At 57.3% G+C, this 24,059-nt stretch carries 22 protein-coding genes; 13 read left to right on the top strand and 9 right to left on the bottom strand.

The genetic code is table 11. The features are described from left to right. Positions 1 to 27: 27 nt before the first annotated feature. From ACOTZP_RS01480 to ACOTZP_RS01450, 7 genes are all read right to left on the bottom strand, one after another. Positions 28 to 1,044 (bottom strand): LacI family DNA-binding transcriptional regulator, encoded by a 1,017-nt coding sequence (locus ACOTZP_RS01480; protein ID WP_023306234.1) that lies wholly within the window; start codon positions 1,042 to 1,044, stop codon positions 28 to 30. 27 nt (positions 1,045 to 1,071) lie between these two features. Then, positions 1,072 to 2,478 carry a sucrose-6-phosphate hydrolase gene (locus ACOTZP_RS01475; RefSeq protein ID WP_271074726.1) on the bottom strand — a complete coding sequence of 469 codons (1,407 nt, stop codon included), beginning with the start codon at positions 2,476 to 2,478 and terminating at the stop codon, positions 1,072 to 1,074. Further along, positions 2,478 to 3,848: a sucrose-specific PTS transporter subunit IIBC gene (locus ACOTZP_RS01470; protein ID WP_038416083.1), complete on the bottom strand. Its 1,371-nt coding sequence runs from the start codon at positions 3,846 to 3,848 to the stop codon at positions 2,478 to 2,480. The genes ACOTZP_RS01475 and ACOTZP_RS01470 overlap by 1 nt, the downstream gene beginning before the upstream one ends. Positions 3,849 to 3,914: 66 nt before the next feature. Continuing rightward, the gene (locus ACOTZP_RS01465; protein ID WP_069596582.1) at positions 3,915 to 5,432 is read right to left on the bottom strand and encodes a carbohydrate porin; all 1,518 of its coding nucleotides are present in this window, start codon (positions 5,430 to 5,432) and stop codon (positions 3,915 to 3,917) included. A gap of 171 nt (positions 5,433 to 5,603) precedes the next feature. Then, positions 5,604 to 6,500, bottom strand: a complete 897-nt coding sequence (locus ACOTZP_RS01460; RefSeq protein WP_113788052.1) for an aminoimidazole riboside kinase — start codon at positions 6,498 to 6,500, stop codon at positions 5,604 to 5,606. Between the two features lie 88 nt (positions 6,501 to 6,588). After that, on the bottom strand, positions 6,589 to 7,800 hold the full coding sequence (locus ACOTZP_RS01455; RefSeq protein WP_271074725.1) for a diguanylate phosphodiesterase: 1,212 nt from the start codon (positions 7,798 to 7,800) through the stop codon (positions 6,589 to 6,591). A gap of 87 nt (positions 7,801 to 7,887) precedes the next feature. Further along, positions 7,888 to 9,363 carry an alpha/beta hydrolase gene (locus ACOTZP_RS01450; protein WP_032676226.1) on the bottom strand — a complete coding sequence of 492 codons (1,476 nt, stop codon included), beginning with the start codon at positions 9,361 to 9,363 and terminating at the stop codon, positions 7,888 to 7,890. 267 nt (positions 9,364 to 9,630) lie between these two features. Here ACOTZP_RS01450 and ACOTZP_RS01445 point away from each other — a divergent pair, with 267 nt between their 5' ends. From ACOTZP_RS01445 to ACOTZP_RS01415, 7 genes are read left to right on the top strand one after another with little or no spacing between them, the layout of a single operon-like run. Beyond that, positions 9,631 to 10,485, top strand: coding sequence for a MurR/RpiR family transcriptional regulator (locus ACOTZP_RS01445; protein ID WP_045308144.1), 855 nt, complete (start codon positions 9,631 to 9,633; stop codon positions 10,483 to 10,485). Positions 10,486 to 10,497: 12 nt separating this feature from the next. Further along, positions 10,498 to 11,070, top strand: coding sequence for a D-alanyl-D-alanine dipeptidase (ddpX, locus tag ACOTZP_RS01440; RefSeq protein ID WP_023306242.1), 573 nt, complete (start codon positions 10,498 to 10,500; stop codon positions 11,068 to 11,070). Between the two features lie 15 nt (positions 11,071 to 11,085). After that, on the top strand, positions 11,086 to 12,618 hold the full coding sequence (locus ACOTZP_RS01435) for an ABC transporter substrate-binding protein (RefSeq protein ID WP_421633588.1): 1,533 nt from the start codon (positions 11,086 to 11,088) through the stop codon (positions 12,616 to 12,618). A 23-nt stretch (positions 12,619 to 12,641) separates the two neighbouring features. Further along, positions 12,642 to 13,664 carry an ABC transporter permease gene (locus ACOTZP_RS01430; RefSeq protein WP_003857077.1) on the top strand — a complete coding sequence of 341 codons (1,023 nt, stop codon included), beginning with the start codon at positions 12,642 to 12,644 and terminating at the stop codon, positions 13,662 to 13,664. Beyond that, a complete protein-coding gene (gene ddpC / locus ACOTZP_RS01425; RefSeq protein ID WP_022648185.1) occupies positions 13,661 to 14,557 on the top strand; it encodes a D,D-dipeptide ABC transporter permease in 897 nt (298 codons plus the stop codon). Before ACOTZP_RS01430 ends, ddpC begins: the two co-directional genes overlap by 4 nt. Next, the gene (locus ACOTZP_RS01420) at positions 14,554 to 15,540 is read left to right on the top strand and encodes an ABC transporter ATP-binding protein (RefSeq protein ID WP_022648186.1); all 987 of its coding nucleotides are present in this window, start codon (positions 14,554 to 14,556) and stop codon (positions 15,538 to 15,540) included. Before ddpC ends, ACOTZP_RS01420 begins: the two co-directional genes overlap by 4 nt. Continuing rightward, positions 15,533 to 16,459, top strand: a complete 927-nt coding sequence (locus ACOTZP_RS01415) for an oligopeptide/dipeptide ABC transporter ATP-binding protein (protein WP_048966623.1) — start codon at positions 15,533 to 15,535, stop codon at positions 16,457 to 16,459. The genes ACOTZP_RS01420 and ACOTZP_RS01415 overlap by 8 nt, the downstream gene beginning before the upstream one ends. Before the next feature lie 30 nt (positions 16,460 to 16,489). Here the strand turns inward: ACOTZP_RS01415 and ACOTZP_RS01410 are convergent, their stop codons facing one another. Together ACOTZP_RS01410 and ACOTZP_RS01405 are read right to left on the bottom strand one after the other, a co-directional pair. Next, positions 16,490 to 16,918 carry an OsmC family protein gene (locus tag ACOTZP_RS01410; RefSeq protein WP_003857069.1) on the bottom strand — a complete coding sequence of 143 codons (429 nt, stop codon included), beginning with the start codon at positions 16,916 to 16,918 and terminating at the stop codon, positions 16,490 to 16,492. A gap of 69 nt (positions 16,919 to 16,987) precedes the next feature. Further along, a complete protein-coding gene (locus ACOTZP_RS01405) occupies positions 16,988 to 17,875 on the bottom strand; it encodes a LysR family transcriptional regulator (protein WP_271074723.1) in 888 nt (295 codons plus the stop codon). Between the two features lie 111 nt (positions 17,876 to 17,986). Between ACOTZP_RS01405 and ACOTZP_RS01400 the strand changes: the two genes are divergently transcribed. The 6 genes from ACOTZP_RS01400 to ACOTZP_RS01375 all read left to right on the top strand — a co-directional run bounded on the left by ACOTZP_RS01400 (position 17,987) and on the right by ACOTZP_RS01375 (position 23,972). Next, entirely contained in the window at positions 17,987 to 18,838 is an 852-nt protein-coding gene (locus ACOTZP_RS01400; RefSeq protein ID WP_199008629.1) for a Vmh family MBL fold metallo-hydrolase, read from the top strand. 51 nt (positions 18,839 to 18,889) lie between these two features. Then, complete coding sequence (locus ACOTZP_RS01395; RefSeq protein WP_032624213.1) at positions 18,890 to 19,411, top strand: VOC family protein; 522 nt, start codon at positions 18,890 to 18,892, stop codon at positions 19,409 to 19,411. Between the two features lie 141 nt (positions 19,412 to 19,552). Then, positions 19,553 to 19,768: a biofilm-dependent modulation protein gene (gene bdm, locus ACOTZP_RS01390; protein WP_022648192.1), complete on the top strand. Its 216-nt coding sequence runs from the start codon at positions 19,553 to 19,555 to the stop codon at positions 19,766 to 19,768. Between the two features lie 95 nt (positions 19,769 to 19,863). Then, positions 19,864 to 20,001: a stationary-phase-induced ribosome-associated protein gene (sra, locus tag ACOTZP_RS01385; protein ID WP_000841561.1), complete on the top strand. Its 138-nt coding sequence runs from the start codon at positions 19,864 to 19,866 to the stop codon at positions 19,999 to 20,001. A 176-nt stretch (positions 20,002 to 20,177) separates the two neighbouring features. Continuing rightward, a complete protein-coding gene (locus tag ACOTZP_RS01380; protein ID WP_022648194.1) occupies positions 20,178 to 21,875 on the top strand; it encodes an NAD-dependent malic enzyme in 1,698 nt (565 codons plus the stop codon). Positions 21,876 to 22,262: 387 nt separating this feature from the next. Then, positions 22,263 to 23,972, top strand: coding sequence for an ABC-F family ATP-binding cassette domain-containing protein (locus ACOTZP_RS01375; protein WP_271074722.1), 1,710 nt, complete (start codon positions 22,263 to 22,265; stop codon positions 23,970 to 23,972). The last annotated feature ends 87 nt before the right edge of the window (positions 23,973 to 24,059 follow it).

Raw genomic sequence — 24,059 nt, 5'->3', positions numbered from 1 at the left:
TTGATATATCCGTCAGACGTTACCCTGTCACTCCCGGGCCTTGTATCGCCGTTGCAGTGTGGCATCCAGTTTACGCTGGATTGGCTCCGGCGTTTCCCCTTCAATCAGTTTGCCAATCAGATCAAAGCAGTGCCAGGCGAGCTGGCGGTTATCCTGACGAACGGTATCGACAGGAATGGTCAGAGAATCATAGAGATAGTGATCATCAAAGCTGGCCAGACGCATATCGCTTTGCAGCAGATTATGTTGCCCCATATAGCGCAACACCCCTTCCAGCAGACCGCAGGCGGCGGTAAAAAGGGCTTTTGGCGGGCGGCCCAGGCGCGCGCAAAGTTCGGCAAACATTTCGTAGCCGGAGCTCGGATGGTAATTACCATGAATAATCCACTCCGGACGTAACTCGACGCCAGCGTCACGCAGCCCCTGCTTAAACCCTTCCAGACGGTCACGCGTCGGGGAAAGCCGCGGCTGGCCGCCGAGGAAGTAGAACTCATCCGGATGCTGGCGCGCAATGTCGGCCACCAGCGTGGCGGTCGGGGTAATTGAATCGGTGAGGACCAGCGGCAGAGAACTGTCGTTCATATGACGGTCAAAGAGCACAACGGGCAACTGCTCGCTCAGCTTTTGATAATCCGCGTCGTTGAGCATGCTGGAGGCGACAATCAGCCCGTCCACCTGGCGGGCCACCATGTTATTGACCACCACCGTCTCCTGGCCCGGATTTTCATCGCTACAGGAGATCAGCAGCTGAACACCCGCCTCGCGGCAGAGGGTCTCCAGCTCATGAGAAAAAACGGCAAACCCGTAGTTGGTGATTTCCGGCACCACCAGACCAATGGTGTGGCTGCGGTTGTCCCGCAGCGAACGGGCGTGAATACTGGGCTGATAATGATGTTCTTTGGCAATCGCCAGCACACGCTCGCGTGTCTCCTCCGCCACCCGAAGCTCTTTGCTGCGGCCGTTCAGAACCAGACTGGCGGTGGCTTTTGATACCCCCGCCAGCTCCGCGATATCTTTAATGGTGACGCGTTTTGTTTTTCTCACAACGACTTAGATCCGGCTGCCAAAACCCTATTCTATCATGCAGCTGCGCAGCGACCAGTAGCGTAATGTGATGTCGGACGCACCTTCGAAGCGAACCTGGGCCGGATGGTCAGGAAAATAGCGGCTGCTCATGACGCCTTCACCGTGATTGATGAAAATTTCGACGCTGGAACGGTCACACAGCACGCGTAAATGATGAACAGTGCCCCGCCAGTAGCGGTTCAACGTCTCTCCGGTTTCCAGGCTGGCGCGTTCCAGATGGATCCCCGCATCATCCATAATCAGCCGCAACGCGCCGGCAAAATCCACATTAACGCGCGAGGCGCTCAGTTCGAACTCAAGACGCGTTCCCTCCAGCACCGGGGCATCGCTGGCGCGTCCCTGCCAGTGATGTTCATCCTCGCGCAGTGTTTCCAGCTCACGGACCGGCGTTTGCCAGAGCTTACCGTTGCGGTAGCGCAGCTCGCGCGGACAGGTCATCTGGTGGATCCAGCCGTGGACCCGTGTAGGCTGGAGCATCTCTTCGCCGTCCGGCACGCCCATCCAGCCGATGAGGATGCGGCGGCCGTCTTCTGCCACCGTGGTTTGCGGCGCGTAAAATTCGAAACCGGCATCAAGCTCATGCAATTCGTCGTGCGCAAATGCAGGCGTTTGATAATCAAATGCCCCACTCATCCAGACGGCCGGATAGGTGTTGAGATAGCGATACGGTTCGCGCGCCAGCCCCTGTGGGCAGCAGATCAAGACGTGTGTGCGATCAAGCGCAAACAGATCCGGGCACTCCCACATATAGCCCGCGTCCGTGAGTCCATTGACGCCGTGACCGGCGATTTCGCCGCAGGACGCCCAGGTATGCAAATCGGCTGACGTAAACAGCAGCACCTTGCCGCGCTTATGCTGATCCTGCGCCCCGAGCACCATGTACCACTGCCCGTCATGGCGCCACACTTTCGGGTCGCGGACGTGCCCGGTATACCCGTCCGGCAGGGGCAACACCGGTCCCAGTTTGGCAAACGTGCCGTCGTCATTTTGCACCGCCAGACACTGCCAGGCGGTGCGGCCGCCATCGTCAAACTTAACGTTGCCGGTATAGCACAGGGTCAGCACGCCGTTGTTATCCACGGCGCTGCCGGAGTAACATCCATTGCGGTCATACTCTTCGTCAGGCATCAGCGCCATTGGCTCGTGCTGCCAGTGCACCAGATCTGCTGAGCTCCAGTGTCCCCAGCACTTGTAGCGATGATCGCAGCCCAGCGGGTTCCACTGATAAAACAGATGGTAACGTCCGGCAAACCAGATAAAGCCGTTCGGATCGTTCATCAGCCCTGTCACCGGTGCGGGATGCCACTGCGGATAGTGGCTGTCCGCCAGCACACGCGGCTGGCCTTGCATAACGGCCTGCAACACGGCAGGCCAGCGGGAAGGTAAGGTCATTATTCAGAGTCCGTCTTATATTTCAGCAGCAGAGAAACGGTGAACGCCACGCCAAAGGCAATCACCATGCCGATAATATAGTTGAGCAGCGAGCTGGCCTGAACGATCGCCATACCGGGAAGCGCCGTCAGCCCAACGGCGGTCATGTAGACATGCACCGACACCACCCAGGCACCGCCCGCCGCACCACCGATCAGCGCCGCGATAAACGGCTTCACGAAACGCAGGTTGATGCCAAAAATTGCCGCTTCGGTGATGCCCAGCATCGCGGAAAACGCCGACGGTAAGGTAATGGCTTTGATTTTGGCATCACGGGTTTTGAACCACACCGCCAGACATGCCCCGCCCTGCGCCACGTTCGCCATCGCCCAGATCGGCAGCAGGAAGTTCACGCCAATCGACGGGTTACCCAGCAGTCCGGCCTCAATAGCGTGGAAGCTGTGGTGAATGCCGGTAATGACAATCACCGAATAGAGCCCACCAAACAACAGCCCGGCCAGCCAGCCCGCGTGGGCAATCAGGGTGCTAAGAATAAAGGAGATCCCGTCGCCCAGCGCGCGTCCCGCCGGGCCAATAATCAACAGCGCGATAAAGCCGGAGATAATGACGGTCAGGAACGGCGTCAGGATCAGATCTAACGCATCCGGGATCGCCCGGCGAAGCTGTTTTTCCACAATGCTCATAAACCACACCGCCAGCAGTACCGGGAAGACGGTTCCCTGATAGCCAATCATGGCGATTTCAAGACCGAAGAAGTTCATGGTGTGGAAGCCGGACGCTACGCCCCAGGCGTTGGTCAGCGCCGGATGAGTCAGGATGCCGCCGAGCGTTGCGCCCAGATACGGGTTGCCGCCAAACTCCCGCGCGGCGGTGAAGCCAATCAGGATCGGCAGAATAATAAACGCCGCCGAGCTGCACATATCCAGCATGATATAGAGCGCGTTATCCGGATTAACCCAGCCGTAGGTTTTAACCATCCCGAGCAGGCCCATCAGCAGACCCGAGGCCACGATCGCCGGAATAATCGGCACGAAGATGTTGGAGAGCAGACGCGCGATGCGCTGAAACGGGTTCAGCTTGCGGGCTGCAATATCCGCCGCTTCCGATTTACTGGACTCGCTAATCCCTGCCGCCTGAATAAACGCGGTGTAAACCTTATTCACCACCCCTGTGCCGAAGATCACCTGCATCTGCCCGGCATTTCGAAAACAGCCTTTCACGCCTTCAACCTTGCCGATAGCCTGCTGGTCGGCAAGCGCATCATCGACCAGCACCAGACGAAGGCGCGTGGCGCAATGTGCCGCGCTGGCAATGTTCTCTTTGCCACCGAGCAGCGGAATCAGCTCGCGCGCAATATGATTAAAATCCATAGATACCTCTTCCTGACCTCTTTTTATGATGTTCGAAACGCCCCCGCAATGCGGGAGCGTGAAGGGTTAAAACCAGGTTTCCATCTGCACCCCAAAGTTCCATTCCCCACCCGCGTTGAAGCCGCTGCTGCCAAAGGCGTCATCGCTGGCGTAGTTATCCAGCTTGCTGCTCCAGTCCATCCAGGTGGCGAACAGGCGCAGCTCCGGACGGCTGAAGAAATCGCCAATCTTGCCCGCCTTTAACGTCGGGGCAAAGGTCAGCTTGTAGAAGCTACCGTTAACCGCATTGCGATCCTTGTAGCCTTCCGGGTTTAAATCCATGTATTGATAGCTGCCCTCGAACGCGAGGGCGAAATTCTGGGTCACCTCTTTGATCAGACGCGTATTGAGCGTGACCCACTCATAGCTGTCGCCCTTCACGTAGCGGTCCTTACTGCTTTGCGCCAGTACGGCGGGCGCAATGTGCCAGCCACCGCCCAGCGGCGTGACACCGTAACTTGCAAAACGCCAGGTATCGGCTTCTGACAGCAATGCGCCGTCTGCACCAATGCTTTTCACCTCGGCCCCCAGACCGTGGCCGTAAAGCAGCGCCGTTTTGGCGGAACCTTCCCGCAGGCCGTAGAAGCTCTCGTTATGCAGACCCACCAACGCATGCACCCCGTTATTCGCCGCATCGGTTTTAATCGGATCGCCGTTGCTGTCCTTACGGTCGTCATTATCTTTTGCCCGTAAGCCGCTGACCATCAACTGCACCGGCCCGGCGAAGTGGTTCATGCTTAAGATGTAGTTCTGAACGTTGTTGTCGATCTCCTCTTCACTGCCGAAGTTACGGCCATAAAGGGAGAAGTTACTGCGCAGCGTATCGTTCCACTTCACGTCGTAGACGCCGCCGCCGGTCCCGGCGAGAAATACCACGTCGGAATCCAGCCAGTGAATGTCGAAGTTGTCGCGGTCAAAACGCTTACCCGCCCAGAAGGTGCTGCCTTTCAGCGCACCGGTAACGTCCGGCAAATTGCCCAGCTCGGCAAAGGCCTGACGAATGTTCAGGTCGCTGCTGTCTGCCGACCAGTCGTTATAGGTTTTTTGACCGTCGGCCAGCATCGCCTTAAAACGCGTCGTCGCGCCATTTTCCAGCGTCTGTTTGTGCTCAACATTCAGCTCAACGTAGGTATCCGCTTCGTTCCCCAGACGCCCGATGGCCCCACCCGTTTCCCCTGCGGGTGTCAGATAAGGACCGCTTTTGCTGCTGGAGGCAGCATCGTTCATCAGCAGCCCGGAACGGGCGTAACCGTGAAACTCAAAACCGCCTGTCCGATCGGCTTTCTCTTCCAGCGCCGTGGTACGTTGCGCCACCGCCTGTGTGGAGGTTTGCGCTTCCTGCTGCGCAGCCACCAGTTGCTGCGTTTTCTGTTCCGCTGCCGTGGCGCGTTTTTCAGCAACCTGCGCACGGGTTTCCGCCTCCTGCAAACGCTGCTCCAGCGCTGCCAGGCGCGCTTCGATACGGGTCATATCCGTCTGGGCAAAAACAGAGGTACTGCCGGCCAGCATGCCTATCATCACGGCAAGTCTGCGTTTTTTATACATTTTGTCGCATCCCTAATAACTATCGGTAAAAGTGCTAAATTGCTAAACCGGTTTAGGTGAGTGATACTAAACCGTTGAATTTTGAATCGGCAACGTTTTTTGCTAAACCGTTTTAGTAAGTGTGATCGAGGCGACAATTCAGGCCCCCGACCGGAGGCCTGGCGACGTGAATTACAGTTCGTGATGATAAGGCAGCGCTGTCATTGCCCCTTTTGCGGTTGTCGCCAGCGCTCCGCAGCGCTGCGCTAACGTGATGACCTCTGAGAGACGGGCCTGGCCATGACGTGCCAGACCGAACAGCAGCCCGGCGACGAAAGCATCCCCCGCACCGGTGGTATCAATGCATTCTACGGGTGATGCAGGATAGTGCGTCAACGCGCCTCCCTGCCAGGCGGTCACGCCCTCTTTTCCCTGCGTCACCAGCACCAGCCTGGCCGGACAGGTGCGCATCAGCGCCGCCAGCCCCTCATGGACCTGCGCATTTCCGGTTAAGAACGCCAGTTCTTCCACCGAGATTTTCACCACATCTGCACAGGCTAATGCCCGCTCAAGACACTGACGCAGCTCGACTTCATCGTGCCAGAGATCGGCGCGGATATTGGGGTCAAAGCTGACGAATCCCCCCGCCAGTCTGATAGCGGACATCGCCTGAAACGTCGCGGAACGGCTGGGTTCGGCGCTGAGCGCGATAGAGCAGACGTGCAGCCACTCCCCGGCGCGGAATGGCGGGAGATCGGCTGAGTCGAGGAATAAATCAGCGCTCGGGCGAACCATAAAGGTAAAGGAACGTTCACCGTCGTTATCGAGATCCACCACCACCGTGGAGGTGCGATGCTGCGGGTCCAGGCGCAGCCATTCTGTATTAACCTGCTCATCCGCAAGCGTTTTTTGCATAAAACGCCCGAAGGGGTCGTCGCCCACCCGGCCTATAAAGGCGCTTCTGCCTCCCAGACGCGCTACCCCTACCGCAACGTTGGCCGGTGCGCCGCCAGGACATTGCAGCAGTTTGCCCTCTCCGTCGGGCAACAGATCCACCACTGCATCGCCAAGTACCCAGATCGTCTCCATATCACCTTCTTAGCTAAATCATGTTAAACCGGTTTAGCTATTTAAGCACAGGCAGGGTGTCGGGGAAATATGGCGAGGGACAATTTGCTTAACCCACCCGATGGGGCCAGTGAATATCACCCACGCCATTGAGCTGCGGGCGGGCGAACAAAAAGCCCTGGAAGCGGCGAATACCGGCGGATTCAAGCCAGCACCACTCTTCTATCTTCTCAATGCCTTCTGCGACCAGCGTAATCTCCAGATCGGTGCAGCAGCTGATTATCGACTTCACAATCGCCTGCTTGGGCCCGCTCAGGTGGATATCGCTGACGATCTCTCTGTCGATTTTGAGCTTATCCGGCTGGAACCGGGTGAGCAGCGACAGACCGGCATAGCCGGAACCAAAATCATCTATTGCGAGCCCAACCCCTTCCGCTCGCAGCTGTTTAATGGCGCTGTTAAACTGGTTAAAGCCGGATATCATCTCGTTCTCAGTGACTTCAATGACCACCTGCTCTGGCTGTAGACCGTGCTTTTTTATCTGCGTTACCAGGAACTCTACCGCACCCGGCACGTTAACCAGCGACATTGGCAGCAGGTTCACCGCCAGTTTGTGGCTGCCGATGCCCAGCTTTTGCGCCAGCGCAAAGGTCCAGGCTTTGGTATGCAGATCGACTTCGTATATCTTTTCACGATCGAGACTACGGAAAAAATGCTCCGGGCTGCCGCCGTCGTTTCCGCGTATAAGCGCTTCGAGAGAACTGATTTTGCCTTCGGACGGCTCGACAATGGGTTGCAGCGCAAACTGGCAGGGCTGTCCCGCCAGCAGACCTAACCCTTTACCAAACGGCGCGCGCTCTCGCGAAAGCGTCCATTTATCAGGCTCATAGTCCGAAGCGGGTGGGATAGCGGTTTTGCCGGTGATAAAGGTCTGAATAAATTTGAAGACCCGATCCTCAGAAGTCAGATAGCTTTCCAGCTTGCTGTAATGCAGAACCGACGCCAGAACCGCTTTCGGGGTCTGAACATCCAGGTCAAACAGCAGCATTCCCACGTCTTCGAAACTTCTGCGCGGGCCGTAATCGCGCATCAGCTCCACCACGCCGGTATGCCGGTTGTCCGCACGGATGGTGTTAAAAAGCGCGACGACGCTCTGTTCCGTGCCTTCGAGAATTTGCAGAACGTCACGTCCACGGGAGAGAAGAATGCCTGAGATGCCCTGCTCCGTATTACGGATCCTGGCCTGTTCAACCAGCGCGCTTAACGCTGCGGAGGTGCAGGTTAAGCTCAGCTGGCTTCGATAAATGAGAGTTGTCAGCACAGAAACGGGGTCCGGTATGGGGTATACGCCTGAACGGTATTGTTTAACACAGTTCCCCGGTGTGACCTAATCTATTCCACGTCGGGCTTAATTCTCCCCGATACGGCTGTCGATCCGCGTCTGCATATAGTCGTAGAAAGGATTCGACGTTACGCGCATTAACGCATCTTTACCGACGCTCAGAACTGAGGTTTCTCCCCACAGGGCTATCGTCCCGAGACTGATTCCATAGCGGTTTTTCACCTCAGGATGGCGGCCGTACAGATCGTCTTCAGGCGGGAACGGAATGGCAATATGCGACAGGGAATAAACCTCCTGCGGATACGAGACCGACAGCGGCGTCACCGTTTCCCGGGTGCTGCCCGCAGGCGTTGTCTTTGCCACCATATCAAACCTGTCAGGGCTGGCATTGGTCACAATTGTGACACTGTAACGCCTTTTCGCCTCGGGAAGCAGGTCAGCCACCGCCGTCCAGGATGATGGCCTGAACAGTGGACGGAAACTCCCGGCCTGATTGATGTCAAATACCACCAGTTCGCTGCCATTTGCCGGAAGCTGGTCAAACAGCCCGCTGACTACGGCGCGGGTACTGACCGTTGAATCCATGACCGACTGAAACGCCAGTACCGGCGGAAGCTGCGTTAGTTTGTGATCATGAACATCGCGGTTTATCTGCTCATGCAGCGCCCGGGTAAGCAGCCAGGACTGACGTGCCGCATTCACCGGGAACGAATTGTATTTATAAGGATTATATTCCGGCGAAATGTTGAGCCACGCGGCTTTGGCAAACGCCGGTAACATAGCCGGTAGCCCGGCGAATCCGGCAAAGCGCGCAAACGCCGTGACGCCAATCATCGGTGAGAGCAAAACGATCTGCTGAGGTTTACGCAGTTCAGGCGCATCAAGGGCGTCGAGGGCGTATTTCATCGCCAGCGCCCCGCCGTTGGAATAGCCCACCAGGTGCAGGGGGAGATCGTTCCCCGTCAGGCGTGTTGCTTCACGAACCGCAAGGCGCGTAGCTGCCAGCCACGCCTCCCAGTCAACGTCTGTCAACGCGCCCGGCGCCGTGCCGTGTCCGGGCAAACGAGGCACTACGGCCACAAAGCCGTGCTTTTGATAATTCACAGCCAGACGCCTGACGCTGTAGGGCGAATCCGTCAGACCGTGCAACAACACTACCGCCCCGCGCGGCTTTCCGGCAGGCATCAGCACAAACGACCGGTTTGCATCCGGAGTAAAGTGTCCTGGCCACACCAGGCTCTGACGGTAATAGCGGTTCAGCGGCGTGCGCTCTGCGGGGGTGACTTTCGCCGTCACCTCAGCATCAAGAGCGGTGAAGATGGCGTTTTCCCGCGCGACATAGGCTGCGAAGGTCGCGTTATCCATCTCCTGCACGGACATTTCGTCAGCCCGCCAGGTATGCCAGTGATGCAGAGCCGGCCCCTGCTGCGAAAGATAAACCCGCACCGCCAGCAGAACGAGCACGATGATCCCGATGACCATCGCTATTTTTTTTGCGAGAGCCATCAGGCGCACGCTGACCCGCCAGGGCAAATTCGCCATGTAAGGCTCCCTCTCTTATCCACAGAGCTTTCATCTTACCAAAAAATGTGAAGAGGCTGTCGTATTCACCAAATAGATATCGCTCAGGCCGGACACTGCACCAAAAGTGAACTACGCTGCACAAATGTTGAGCATCTGTTAAACAAATATTGCATTAACTTTGCTGCACAGCGCGTTTTCGCCGCAATGTGAACATGGCACGCGTCCTGCATTGTTAATCTGATAACAGAAACCCGGCTTTTGACAGCCAGTTAACAGCGAGGCGGTATGACGACCAAACCAGAGGTGTTGAGCCGTATCGAAGCGACCTTTAGCCAGCTCACCCCGAGCGAAAAGCGGGTGGCAAGCTGGATGCTGGCGCATGTCGGGCAGATCCCCTTTGAAACGGCTGAGAGCGTGGCGCTGGCCACGGCCACCAGCGGGATCACCGTCGGACGCTTTCTGCGCAAGCTGGGCTATCGCAACCTTGATGACGCCAAAAAAAGCCTGCGCGATCCCCATCAGCCCTGGGGCATTAACGAGCGTCTGGACTCCTGGAAACAGCAACAGCCGCTGTCGGATCGCCTTCAGCACTCCCTGTCGCTGGAGGTGGACGCCATTGCCCATGTCTACCAGCTGGCGCAAAGCGAAACGTTCAGGCAGGTGGTCCAGCAACTTACCCATGCCGACGCCGTCTTCGTGCTGGGGATCCAGTCCACGCGCGGGATCGCCAATGCGTTCTTCAGCCATCTGGAGTATCTGCGCCCGCGGGTAAGCTATTCCGAAGGGCTCTCTGGTAGCTGGGTGGAGTCGCTTAACTCCGGCTTTGCTAACCCGTATATCGTGCTGACCGATACCCGCGCCTACTCCGCCATTGCCCGCCAGTACTGCCGCGTGGCGAGCGAAAAAGGCCTGGCGATGGCGCTGATCACCGATATCTGGTGCCCGTGGGCGCGGGATTACCCGATTGATTTACTCCAGGTGAAGACCGATACCGGCCATTTCTGGGACTCGCTGGCGCCGGTGAGCTGTCTGTTCAACCTGCTGCTGTCGGGCGTCGTGGAGGCGCTGGGGGAAGCGCTGCCGGAACGTCTGGCAATCAACCGACAACTACAACAAGAATTTGGTCAATTTGAACGCTAAAGGAGCGGAGCTATGCCTGAAGAGAGTCAACTGATTGATGTGGCGAAAACTTTTCCCACGCTGCATATCGATCTGAAATACGCGACCGCCGATAACATTACCGGCCGCCCGATCTATCAGCACGCCGCGTGCCTGCTGCACACGGATGCCGCCACCGCGCTGGCGAAATCGATCAGTATCGCCGCGCTGGCCGGTTTGAAGCTGGTGGTCTACGACGCCTATCGCCCGCAGCAGGCACAGGCGCAACTCTGGGATGCCTGCCCCAATCCGGAATACGTGGTGGATGTCGCGATTGGCTCGAACCACAGCCGGGGCACTGCCATTGACGTCACGCTGATGGATGAACACGACAACGTGCTGGATATGGGCGCCGGGTTTGACGAAATGCACGACCGTTCTCATGCCTGGCACCCTTCCGTTCCGCCCGAGGCGCAGCGAAATCGTCTGCTCCTGAACGCCGTTATGTACGGCGGCGGTTTTGTGGGCATCAGCAGCGAGTGGTGGCATTTCGAGCTGCCGAACGCCGCCAGCTATCCGCTGTTAGATGACCAGTTCGCCTGTTATCCGATCACACACTCACTGTAATTCTGGAGCCCGGCCATGAAAACAACGCTGCTTACTACCCTGATTGCCGCTACGCTCGCCCTGAGCGCCCTTCCCGCTCTGGCGGCGGTGCCAAAAGATATGCTGGTGATAGGGAAAGCTGCCGATCCGCAAACGCTGGATCCGGCGGTCACTATCGATAACAACGACTGGACGGTGACCTACCCCTCGTACCAGCGTTTGGTGAAATACAAGCCTGGCACCACGGAGGTGGAAGGCGATCTGTCGACGGGCTGGAAGGCGTCAGACGACCAGAAAGTGTGGACGTTCACCCTGGCAGATAATGCAAAATTCTCCGACGGCACGCCGGTGACCGCCGAAGCGGTCAAGCTGTCGTTTGAACGTCTGCTTAAAATCAACCAGGGATCTTCCGAAGCGTTCCCGAAAGATTTGAAAGTGGACGTGGTGGATGAGCATACGGTGAAATTCACCCTCAGCCAGCCGTTTGCCCCGTTCCTCTACACGCTGGCAAATGACGGCGCGTCGATTGTCAACCCGGCGGTGCTGAAGGCCAATGCCGCCGACGACGCACGCGGTTTCCTGGCGCAAAACACCGCGGGTTCCGGACCGTTTATGCTGAAAAGCTGGCGGAAAGGTCAACAGCTGGTGATGGTGCCCAACCCACACTGGCCAGGTGAAAAGCCGCACTTTAAGCGCGTCTCGGTGAAGATTATCGGTGAAAGCGCCTCGCGTCGCCTGCAACTTTCCCGTGGCGATCTGGATATCGCCGACGCCCTGCCGGTGGATCAGCTTGCTGCTCTGAAGCAGGAAGGCAAAGTGGCCGTGGCGGAATACCCGTCCCTGCGGGTGACCTACCTCTATCTGAACAACAGTAAGCCTCCAATGAATCAGGTGGATTTGCGCCGCGCGGTCTCCTGGGCGACCGATTACCAGGGGATGGTGAAAGGCATTCTCAGCGGGAACGGCAAGCAGATGCGCGGCCCGATCCCGGAGGGCATGTGGGGCTTCGATGCGAACGCCATGCGGTACAGCTTTGACGAGGCCAAAGCCAAAGCGGCGCTGGAGAAAGTCAAAGATAAACCTGCCAGCCTGACGTTCCTCTATTCCGATAACGACCCGAACTGGGAGCCTATCGCCCTCTCCACGCAGGCGAGCCTGGGCAAGCTGGGGATTAACGTCAAGCTCGAGAAACTGGCGAACGCCACCATGCGCGACCGCGTCGGCAAAGGTGATTATGACATTGCGATTGGTAACTGGAGCCCGGACTTCGCTGACCCGTACATGTTCATGAACTACTGGTTCGAATCGGACAAAAAAGGGCTGCCGGGGAACCGCTCATTCTATGAGAACAAAGAGGTCGATGCATTATTGCAGGCGGCACTGAAAACCACCGTTCAGGCGGAACGCACCAAAGATTACCAGCAGGCGCAGAAAGTGGTGATTGACGAGGCGGCTTACGTTTATCTGTTCCAGAAGAACTACCAGCTGGCGATGAACAAAGAGGTCAAAGGCTTCACCTTTAATCCGATGCTTGAGCAGGTCTTTAACATCGCCACCATGAGTAAGTAACGGCCCACGCCGGGGGGAAGTGTATGACGTTCTGGAGCATTGTGCGCCAGCGCTGCTGGGGGTTAATCCTGGTGGTGGCCGGTGTCTGTATTATTACTTTTATTATTTCACACCTGATCCCCGGCGATCCGGCCCGCCTGCTGGCCGGTGATCGCGCCAGCGATGAAATCGTGCAGGGCATCCGCCAGCAGCTGGGGCTGGATCAACCACTCTATATTCAGTTTGGCCGCTACGTTGAGGCGCTGGCACATGGCGATCTGGGCACCTCTATTCGCACCGGTCGCCCCGTTGCGGAAGATTTGAAAGCTTTTTTCCCCGCCACGCTGGAGCTTGCCTTTTGCTCCCTGCTGCTGGCGCTGGTGATTGGCGTGCCGCTGGGCATTTTATCGGCGGTGTACCGTAACCGCTGGCTGGATCACCTGGTGCGACTGATGGCGATGACGGGCATCTCGACGCCTGCCTTCTGGCTGGGACTGGGAGTTATCGTTCTGTTCTACGGGCAACTGCAAATTCTGCCCGGCGGCGGCAGGCTGGACGACTGGCTCGATCCGCCCGCCCACGTTACCGGTTTTTATCTGCTGGACGCTCTGCTGGAAGGCAACGGCGAGGTGTTTTTCAATGCCCTGCAGCACCTGATTTTACCCTCCCTGACCCTGGCCTTTGTGCATCTGGGTATTGTGGCGCGTCAGGTACGTTCCGCGATGCTGGAGCAACTGAGCGAGGATTATATTCGTACCGCCCGCGCGAGCGGGTTGCCGGGCTGGTACATCGTCCTGCGCTACGCCTTACCCAACGCCATGATCCCCTCCATTACCGTGCTCGGGCTGGCGCTGGGCGATCTGCTGTACGGGGCCGTCCTTACCGAAACCGTGTTTGCCTGGCCGGGAATGGGAGCCTGGGTGGTGACCTCCATTCAGGCGCTGGATTTCCCTGCCGTCATGGGCTTCGCGGTCGTGGTATCGCTGGCCTATGTCTTCGTCAATCTGGTGGTGGATCTGCTGTATCTGTGGATCGACCCGCGAATTGGGCGCGGAGGTGCCGAATGATGTTAACTCAGGAAACGCCCGTCCCTGTCAGCACCGCTAAACAGCGCATCAACTGGGCAAAGCTGTTCTGGATGTTACGCAAAAGCCCGCTCACGCTGATCGGCGGGGTCATTATGATCGTGATGCTGCTGATGATGGTGGTCTCGCCGTGGATAGTCCCGCACGATCCGAACGCGCTGGATCTGACCGCGCGCTTGCAGGCACCGTCAGCCCAGCACTGGTTCGGCACCGATGAGGTGGGCCGGGATCTGTTCAGCCGCGTGCTGGTGGGCAGCCAGCAGTCCATCACAGCGGGGCTGGCGGTGGTGGTGATTGCGGGCGGCATCGGTTCGCTGCTCGGCTGTTTGTCCGGCGTACTTGGCGGGCGCGGCGACGCCATCATTATGCGCATCATGGACATTATGCTCTCCATCCCCTCGCTGGTGCTGACGATGGCCCTGGCCGCCGCGCTCGGCCCAAGCCTGTTTAACGCGATGCTGGCGATTGCGATTGTACGCATTCCGTTTTACGTGCGGCTGGCACGCGGGCAAACGCTGGTGGTGCGCCAGTTCACCTACGTGCTGGCCGCCCGCACCTTTGGCGCATCGCGCTGGCACCTGATCAGCTGGCATATCCTGCGTAACGCCCTGCCGCCGCTGATCGTACAAGCGTCGCTGGATATCGGCAGCGCCATTCTGATGGCCGCCACGCTGGGCTTTATTGGATTAGGCGCGCAGCAGCCGACCGCCGAATGGGGGGCAATGGTGGCCGTGGGGCGTAACTACGTGCTTGACCAGTGGTGGTACTGCGCGTTTCCGGGGGCGGCAATTCTGATCACGGCGGTTGGCTTTAATCTGTTTGGCGATGGTCTTCGCGACCTGCTGGATCCCAAATCAGGAGGGAAGCAGTCATGAGTGATTCCGTATTATCGATTGAAGATTTGCACCTGAGTTTCCCCATTTTTCGCGGTGACGTCCACGCGCTCAACCACGTCTCGCTGGAGATTGGCCGGGGTGAAATTGTCGGCGTGGTGGGCGAATCCGGCTCGGGAAAATCGGTCACCGCGATGCTGGCGATGCGCCTGCTGCCGGAAGGCAGTTACCATGTTCACCATGGCCGTGTCACGCTGCTCGGGGAAGATGTGCTGAACGCGTCGGAAAAACAGCTTCGTCAGTGGCGCGGCGCCAGGGTGGCGATGATTTTTCAGGAGCCGATGACGGCGCTTAACCCCACGCGCCGGATTGGCAGGCAGATGGTGGAGGTGATCCGCCAGCATCAGTCGCTTTCCCGCCGCGACGCGCGGCAGAAGGCGATCTCCCTGCTGGGCGAGATGCAAATCCCGGATGCGGCGCAGGTAATGGATCGCTATCCGTTTGAGCTTTCCGGCGGTATGCGCCAGCGGGTCATGATCGCCCTTGCCTTCTCCTGCGAGCCGGAGCTGATCATCGCTGATGAACCCACTACCGCGCTGGATGTGACCGTCCAGCTTCAGGTGCTGCGTCTGCTGAAACATAAAGCGCGCGCCAGCGGAACGTCGGTGCTGTTTATCAGTCACGATATGGCGGTGGTGTCGCAGCTTTGTGACCGGATGTACGTTATGTACGCGGGCAGCGTGATCGAAAGCGGCAGCACGCAGACCTTGATCCACCATCCTGTGCACCCCTATTCGATTGGCCTGCTGCGGTGTGCCCCGGAAAATGGTGAACCGCGCGAGATCCTCCCGGCCATTCCCGGCACGGTACCTAACCTCAGCCACCTCCCGCGCGGATGTGCTTTTCGCGAACGCTGTTTTGCTGCCGGGGCGAAATGCAGCGAAACGCCGCGCTTAATTTCCACGGGCGCAGAAGGCCAGCAGGCTGCCTGCTGGTACCCACAACAGGAGAGACGCCATGTCTGAGGTACTGCTGGAACTGGATAGCGTGCATGTGAATTTTCCTGCGCGCAAAAACTGGCTGGGGCGCGTGACGGAACAGGTACACGCCCTTAACGGCATGGATCTCCGGATCCATCGCGGCGAAACGCTGGGCGTTGTGGGGGAATCCGGCTGTGGAAAGAGCACGCTGGCGCAGCTGCTGATGGGCATGCTCAAACCGAGTACCGGTGCCTGTCAGCGCGCGAATGCGGCGGGTGGTATGCAGATGGTATTTCAGGACCCGCTCTCGTCCCTCGATCCGCGTTTACCCGTCTGGCGCACCATCACCGAGCCGGTGTGGATACAGCAACGTCGCAGCGAACGGGAGCGTCGTCAGTTGGCTGAAACGCTGGCGCAGCAGGTTGGGATTCGAGCGGAATATCTTGACCGCCTGCCGCATGCGTTTTCGGGCGGACAGCGCCAGCGCATCGCTATTGCCCGGGCGCTCTCTTCGGATCCGGACATCATCGTGCTGGATGAACCCACCAGCGCGCTGGATATTTCCGTCCAGGCACAGATCCTCAATTTGCTGGTTGCCCTGCAACAGCAGCGAAATCTGACCTACGTGCTGATCTCGCACAACGTCTCGGTGGTCCGGCACATGAGCGACCGGGTGGCGGTAATGTATCTGGGGCAAATCGTGGAACTGGGGCCGACGGACCAGGTGCTGGGTCAGCCGCGCCATCCGTATACGCAGCTGCTGCTTGACTCCGTTCCCCGGACCGGAGAACCGCTGGATGAGGATCTTGCGTTACGAAAAACCGATCTTCCCGGTAATCGCCACCTGCCCGTTGGGTGCTATTTCCGCGACCGCTGTTCGCTGGCGACGCAGGGATGTGAACAGCCGCAACAACTCCAGCCCTCTTCCGCAAGCCGAAGCGTGCGCTGCTGGCGTAACCGTTAAAAATGAGCCGGGCATGCGCCCGGCCCGATATCAGTTAAGTTTGTAATCCAGCGTGATTTCCGCTTTCAACAGCTGCGAGACCGGGCAACCGGCCTTGGCTTTCTGGATAATGCCGTCGAACTGCTGCGGATCGATACCCGGTACCGTCACCTTGCTTTGCAGCGCGACTTTGCTGATGGCAAAACCGCTGTCGGTTTTATCCAGCGAGACATCCGCCGTGGTATCGATGGAATCGGCGGTATAACCCGCTTCGCCCAGCATTAGCGACAGGGCCATAGAGAAACAGGCCGCGTGCGCTGCGCCAATCAGCTCTTCCGGGTTAGTCCCTTTCTCGCCCTCGAAGCGGGTGTTAAAGCCGTAAGGTTGCTGGTTAAGGACGCCACTTTCGGTCGATACCGTCCCTTTGCCGCGTTTGATGTCGCCAGACCAGTGTGCTGAACCGTGCTTATGAATCGTCATGCTTGCTCTCCTTTTGGCTTACAAAGGGATAAGTATAGGACGCATAGTCCATTTTGCAGGGAAGACAGACTAGTCCGATCGCGTGGCAAGGTGGTTTGCCAGCGCGTCGAGGAACACACGCTGTGCCGCAGGCTGATAGTCTCGCGACTGATAAATACCAAAAATGCCGATCGGTTTTGGCGTATAGGCGCTGAGCACCGGCACCAGGCTTCCCTGCCGTAGCGCCGCGTCGGCCTCGCGCTCGGGCAGCATGGCAATACCACAGTGATTTATCGCCGCCTCCATCAGCAGAGATGAGATACTGGCGCTGAGATTGCCGCTGACCGCCGTCGTGACCGGCTCCCCTGCCGGCGTTAAAAAACGCCACGACTGACCGGCAAAAAAGCTGTAATGCAGGCAGTTGTGCCGGGCTAAGTCTTCCAGCTCCTCTGGAACGCTCCGGCTTGCAAGGTAGTGCGGCGAGGCGCAAAGCACGGACCGACACTCTCCCAATCGGCGAGCGATCATACCCGGTTCGGGGTTATCGGTAATGCGGATCGCCACGTCAATTCGCTCGCCCACCAGGCTCACCGGATGGTTGTTAACATCCAGCTCAATGCGCAGTTGAGGGTAACGCTGCAACAGATCGGGCAGCACCGGAGCGATAATCTGCATCGCGGTAAAATGCGCGCAGGCGACACGAAGCGTGCCTGAGGGTAAATCCTTCACTGACTGATCTTCAATTTCCTGAGAAATTTGCGATAGCTTGCGCGTCTTTTGCAGGACTTTCTCCCCCGCCGCCGTCAGCGTCAGCTTACGGGTGGAGCGGTTAACCAGCCGCGCCCCAGCCCACTTCTCCATCTGCTCCAGATAACGGCTCACCATCGGACGGGAGATCCCCAGCGCCCGCGCCGCCGCGCTTAAACTCCCCAGTTCACAGATGCGGTTGTACACCTGGGCGGCAATAACGCGATCCATTTTGACCTCCATTTGCTCGATCTATGAAACTAAGCATCTCCTGTTTCAGGAATTCTGGCAAATGTAGAGATCCGTACAATAGAGACTTTCCTGAAGAACAGAGACATGACCATGACTATCGCCCGCCTTGCTTTGCTGACAACCCTTTTCACTCCGGCCGTCTTTGCCGCGCCGTTGACCGTTGATACGTATAACCCGCAGGAAAAAGGCATTTTTGCCGTTTCTTCCACGCTGGTATCTGGCCCGAAAGAGGCGGTACTGTTTGACGCCCAGTTCAGCGTGAAAGATGGCGAAGCGCTGGTAGAAAAAATTCGCCACAGCGGTAAAACGCTGAACAAAATCGTGATCACTTCCGGCGATCCGGATTTCTATTTCGGCCTGCAACCGCTGATGAAAGCCTTCCCTAATGCCAAAGTTGTCGCCACGCAACAGGTGGTGGACCATATCAGGGCCACAAAAGACGCGAAGCTCGCCTTCTGGGGGCCACAGATGAAAGATGGCGCGCCGACGCAGCTCTACGTGCCGCAAGTGCTTGCCTCAACCACCTTTATGATTGACGGTGAGAGAGTAAGCATTGAAGAGCCTGAAAGCTATGCGGCGTACGTCTGGATCCCATCCGCCAAAACCATCCTCGGCGGCACGGGCGTCTCATGGGGCATTCACGTCTGGACGGCGGATACCCAAACGACGGAAAGCCGTAAACAGTGGCAGCAGACGCTGGATAGCATGGCTGCCCTTAAGCCCGAACGCGTTATTCCGGGCCACTACCTTGGGACACCGCCAGCGAGTACCGGCGCTATCGACTTTACCCGTCGCTATCTACAGCAGTTTGAAAAGGCCCTCAGGACGCATAAAGAATCAACTGGCGTCATCAATGCGATAAAAAAACAGTGGCCGAACCTTGCGGAAGAAAGTTCGCTGGAACTGAGTGCCAAAGTGAATACCGGCGAAATGAAGTGGTAATAGCCTGATTATCTCCTGCTATATTTAAATTTTTTATAGCAGGAGTTTACTATGCAATCGTCAGTAAGGGGTATTGACCATATCGGTATTACGGTGCCCGACATTGAAAAAGCCACCCTATTTTTTGAACGCGCTTTCGGCGCACAGGTTTTATATCATTCTGTCGATGCAGAAACCGATAATATCGATCAGCCCGCCCAGCAGCACACCTTAAAATTATTTCCCGGCACTAAAATTCATGCCATTCGCATGCTTGTTATGCCGCACGGACCCGGCATAGAACTTTTCGAAATGCATGGCCCTGAACAGGGAATGCCCGCTCGCGCCAGCGACTTTGGACTTCAGCATTTTGCTGTTTATGTTGATGATTTTGATAGTGCCATCGCGGCTTTCACCGCCGCCGGCGGCGAGATGTTCACCGCGCCGAAGCCGCTTAGCTTTCCGGATGAGCAAGGTGAAGGCAATGCTTTCTGCTATGGTCAAACCCCCTGGGGCAGCATTGTGGAATTGATCTCCTGGCCGACGCCCATGCCTTATGAAAAAACCACGAATTTACGCCGCTGGAAACCCTGAGTTTTATTTCTGTGCTACGGGAGATGTTATTTTTAATTCCAGGACGAATCTGAACCACAACGGCAAAAATATTTGCCAATCTGAATGTGAATTACGATTTTGCACGCCGTAACATTAAACAGACAACGACACGGAGGCAGCATGTTTACTTATTACCCGGCACATACCACAGCAGCACAACCGGAACTTGTTAACGCGATCGCACAAGGTCTTCACGCCGAGCACGGTGTTGTTACTGAAGATGACATTTTGATGGAACTGACCAAGTGGGTGGAAGCCACGGACAATGACATCCTCAGTGACATCTACCAGCAAACCATCAACTATGTGGTTAGTGGGCGAAACGCACCTCTGTAAAAACCTGCTAAGCTGGATCTGCAACCTAAGGGGTTACATTTCGTTTGCGTAAGCAAGCTTGTCCTTAAAACTATCAACAGGATTGAGGAGTTAACATGAAATCGAACCGTCAGGCACGCCATATTCTGGGACTGAACTACAAGCTCTCTAACCAGCGTAAAGTGGTTATTGAGGAGGGTAGCGAAACGCAAGTTACCCACGCCACCGGCAGGAAACGTCAGGCAGGCAAGTAATTTCCAGTACGAAATCCACAACACCATCGGTCACCCCGGTGGTGTTTTTCTTTATGTGTTGCGGTAATTAATATTCAGCTCCTTTATAATACCAACCGACCGCACCCCGTAGCACAGGCCAGAAAGATGACAAACAGCAGTGTCAGGGACGGATCTTCTTAAAAAGAGTGAGTGACATGGACAACAAACTGAAAAAACATCGTTCCCTTTATATTCCTTACGCCGGTCCGGTTTTACTGGAGTTCCCCCTTCTGAACAAAGGCAGCGCCTTTAGCATGGAAGAGCGCAGCAGCTTTAACCTGCTGGGCCTGCTGCCTGAAGTGGTTGAGACCATTGAAGAACAGGCAGAACGTGCCTGGATCCAGTATCAGGGCTTTAAAACCGAAATCGATAAACACATCTACCTGCGTAATATTCAGGACACCAACGAAACCCTCTTCTACCGCCTCGTGCAGAACCATCTTGAAGAGATGATGCCCGTCATTTACACCCCCACCGTCGGCGCGGCGTGTGAACGCTTCTCAGAGATCTACCGTCGTTCCCGCGGTGTGTTCATCTCTTATCAGAACCGTCACAACATGGATGACATTCTGCAAAACGTGCCTAACCACAACATCAAGGTGATCGTGGTGACCGATGGCGAACGTATTCTGGGCCTCGGTGACCAGGGCATTGGCGGGATGGGGATCCCCATCGGTAAGCTCTCGCTGTATACCGCCTGCGGCGGGATCAGCCCGGCCTACACCCTGCCGGTGGTACTTGACGTGGGGACCAATAACCAGCAACTGTTGAACGATCCGCTGTACATGGGCTGGCGTCACCCGCGCATTACCGACGACGAGTACTATCAGTTTGTGGATGATTTCATCCAGGCCGTGAAGCACCGCTGGCCTGACGTGCTGTTGCAGTTCGAAGACTTCGCACAGAAAAACGCCATGCCGCTGCTGAACCGCTACCGCGATGAGATCTGCTCGTTCAACGATGACATTCAGGGCACTGCGGCAGTGACCGTCGGTACGCTGATTGCTGCGAGCCGTGCGGCAGGCAGCCAGCTCAGCTATCAGAAAATTGTCTTCCTGGGTGCAGGCTCCGCGGGCTGCGGCATCGCCGAGCAAATTATTGCCCAGACCCAGCGCGAAGGCTTAAGCGAAGAGCTGGCCCGCTCCCGCGTCTTTATGGTGGACCGTTTTGGCCTGCTGACCGACGGCATGCCAAACTTACTCCCGTTCCAGACCAAACTGGTGCAGAAACGCGAAAACCTGAAAAACTGGGATACCGATAACGAAGTGCTCTCGCTTCTTGACGTGGTGCGCAACGTGAAGCCGGACATTCTGATCGGCGTGTCCGGGCAGACCGGCCTCTTCACGGAGGAGATTATTCGCGAGATGCACAAGCACTGCGAACGCCCTATCGTGATGCCGCTATCTAACCCGACTTCACGCGTGGAGGCAACGCCGCAGGACATCATCGCATGGACCGAAGGTAAGGCACTGGTCGCAACCGGCAGTCCGTTTGATCCGGTGGTGTGGAAGGACAAACTCTACCCCATCGCGCAGTGCAATAACTCCTATATCTTCCCGGGTATTGGTCTGGGAGTCATTGCTTCCGGCGCGTCCCGCATCACCGACGAAATGCTGATGTCCGCGAGCGAAACGCTGGCAGGTCACTCTCCGCTGGTGAATAACGGTGAAGGCCTGGTACTGCCGGAACTGAAAGACATTCACAAAGTGTCCCGCGCAATTGCCTTCGCGGTAGGCAAAATGGCGCAGCAGCAAGGCGTCGCGGTGAAAACCTCTGCCGATGCGTTGCAGCAGGCGATTGATGATAACTTCTGGATGCCGGAATACCGTAGCTATCGTCGTACTTCGATTTAAGCATTGCCCCTCACCCAGCCCTCTCCCCAAAGGGGAGAGGGTGAAAACCGCACCGGACAGTCCCCTCGCCCCTTTGGGGAGAGGGTTAGGGTGAGGGGAATATACGGCACTTCCCACTAGCCAAACCCATTTTCCCCCGCTACACTCCCTTCATCCATTAACCTACTGAATATATAAGGAGGCCAATTATGCTGTACTGTGAAATTTTCAATGTTTCACATACATTTGGTGATCGCACCAGCTCAAGCGTTATCGGTATCGTGCTGCGATAACTACCGCTTGAGCGAAGACACTAACCCCTGAAATCCCTTCTCTCGGGCTTACTGAGTTATCGTCAGCGATGTTTGACGAGGCATAAACATGCCTGTAACTCCTGGGTAAGCAACAATGAGCACTCTACTCACTGCACATTCTTTACGTGTTGATACCGCGTTTGGCACGCTCTTCGACTCTCTCTCCTTTACGTTGAAAAAAGGCGACCGGATTGGCCTGCTGGGTGATAACGGCTGCGGAAAAAGTACGCTGCTGAAAATCCTCGACGGGACGCAGTCCCCTGCTGCCGGAACCGTTTCACTGGCGGGACATTGCCTGCTGGCGCGCGTGGAACAACATCTGCCGGAGACCCTTTATCCCCTGACCATGCTGGATGCGGTGCTGGCGCAGCTGCCGACCGGTGAGCGCGACAGTCTTCGCTGGAAGGCCGAGACGCTGCTGGCCGGAATGGGCTTTACGACGCAGGAAACGGCGCTGCAATCCGCCACGCTGAGCGGCGGTCAGCATACGCGGTTGCTGCTGGCGCGGGCGTTGATAAGCGATCCGGATCTGCTGCTTCTGGACGAACCGAGCAACCACCTCGACCTGCCGACCCTGCTGTGGCTGGAGCAGTTTTTACAGAGCTGGTCCGGCAGCTTTGTGCTGGTTTCACACGACAGGCAACTGCTGGACGCGGTAACCAACGGCAGCTGGATCCTGCGCGATAAAATACTACACTACTTCGCCCTTCCCTGCACTGCCGCCCGTCAGGCGCTGGAGGCGAAAGACGAAAGCGATGCGCAGCGCCACAAGGCAGAGCAAAAAGAGATCGACCGCGTCACGGCCAGCGCCAAACGCCTCGCGACCTGGGGCAAGGTCTACGACAACGAAGATCTCTCCCGTAAGGCTAAGCAGATGGAAAAACAGGTCGAACGCCTGAAAGAGAACCAGACGGAACTGACGGCGGGAAGCCCGTGGACCTTAACCCTGCGCGGGGACGCGCTTCGGGCCGATCGCCTGCTGGAAATGACCCACCTCGGCGTGCCCCCGGCGCCGGGTCTGCCAGACCTGTTTACCCTCGTCAGCGCGCGGCTGAAGAGCGGCGATCGCGTGGCAATTGTGGGTCGTAACGGCTGCGGAAAATCGTCGCTGCTGAAGCTTATCTGGCGACATTTTTGCGACGAGATCGCGGACGAGCGGCTTAAGCGTCATCCGCGCGTCTCACCCGGCTACTACGACCAGACGCTGCATCAGTTGCCAGACGATACGGCGCTGCTTGATGCGCTGGAGCCTTTCGCGCCAGATCCGCAGACCCGTAAAATGGCGCTCATCAGTGCCGGCTTCTCGTGGGCGCGGCACGGGCAAAAAGTCAGTACGCTGAGCGGCGGGGAACGTTCGCGCCTGCTGTTCGTCGGCCTGACCCTTGCCCGTTATAGCCTGCTGATGCTGGATGAACCGACCAACCACCTGGATATGGAGGGCAAAGAGGCGCTGGCGGAAACGCTGCAACAGTTTGAAGGCGGAGTGCTGCTGGTGAGCCACGATCGTCAGTTAATTAGCCAGAGCTGTAACCGCTACTGGCTGATTGAGGACGGCAGGCTTAGCGAATGGCACGATGCGGAGGCGGTGTTTGAGCGCCTGCGTGCGAGCACCGGTCCGGTGGTGCCTGAGGCGTCGAAGACTGCATCGAAGGCACCACCTTCAGCGTCTGACGATCTGCTCGAACGCCTGGTTGCCCTGGAAATGCTGCTGGAAGAGGATTTGGCGCGCAAGCCAAAACAACAAAAACCGCAGTTGCAGGCGCAATGGCGAAGAGAGATTGAGGAGATAGAAGCCCAACTATAAATCTGTACCCGGCGGTCGTTACGCCGGGTTTTTTACGTTAGCGTTTTCCCCTACTGATTATTAGAGGATCACCGTATTCTTAATCTG

The organism is Enterobacter cloacae complex sp. SYL001 (assembly GCF_049237025.1).
Lineage (GTDB): Bacteria > Pseudomonadota > Gammaproteobacteria > Enterobacterales > Enterobacteriaceae > Enterobacter > Enterobacter intestinihominis.
This window is presented reverse-complemented; position numbering and strand designations above follow the sequence as displayed.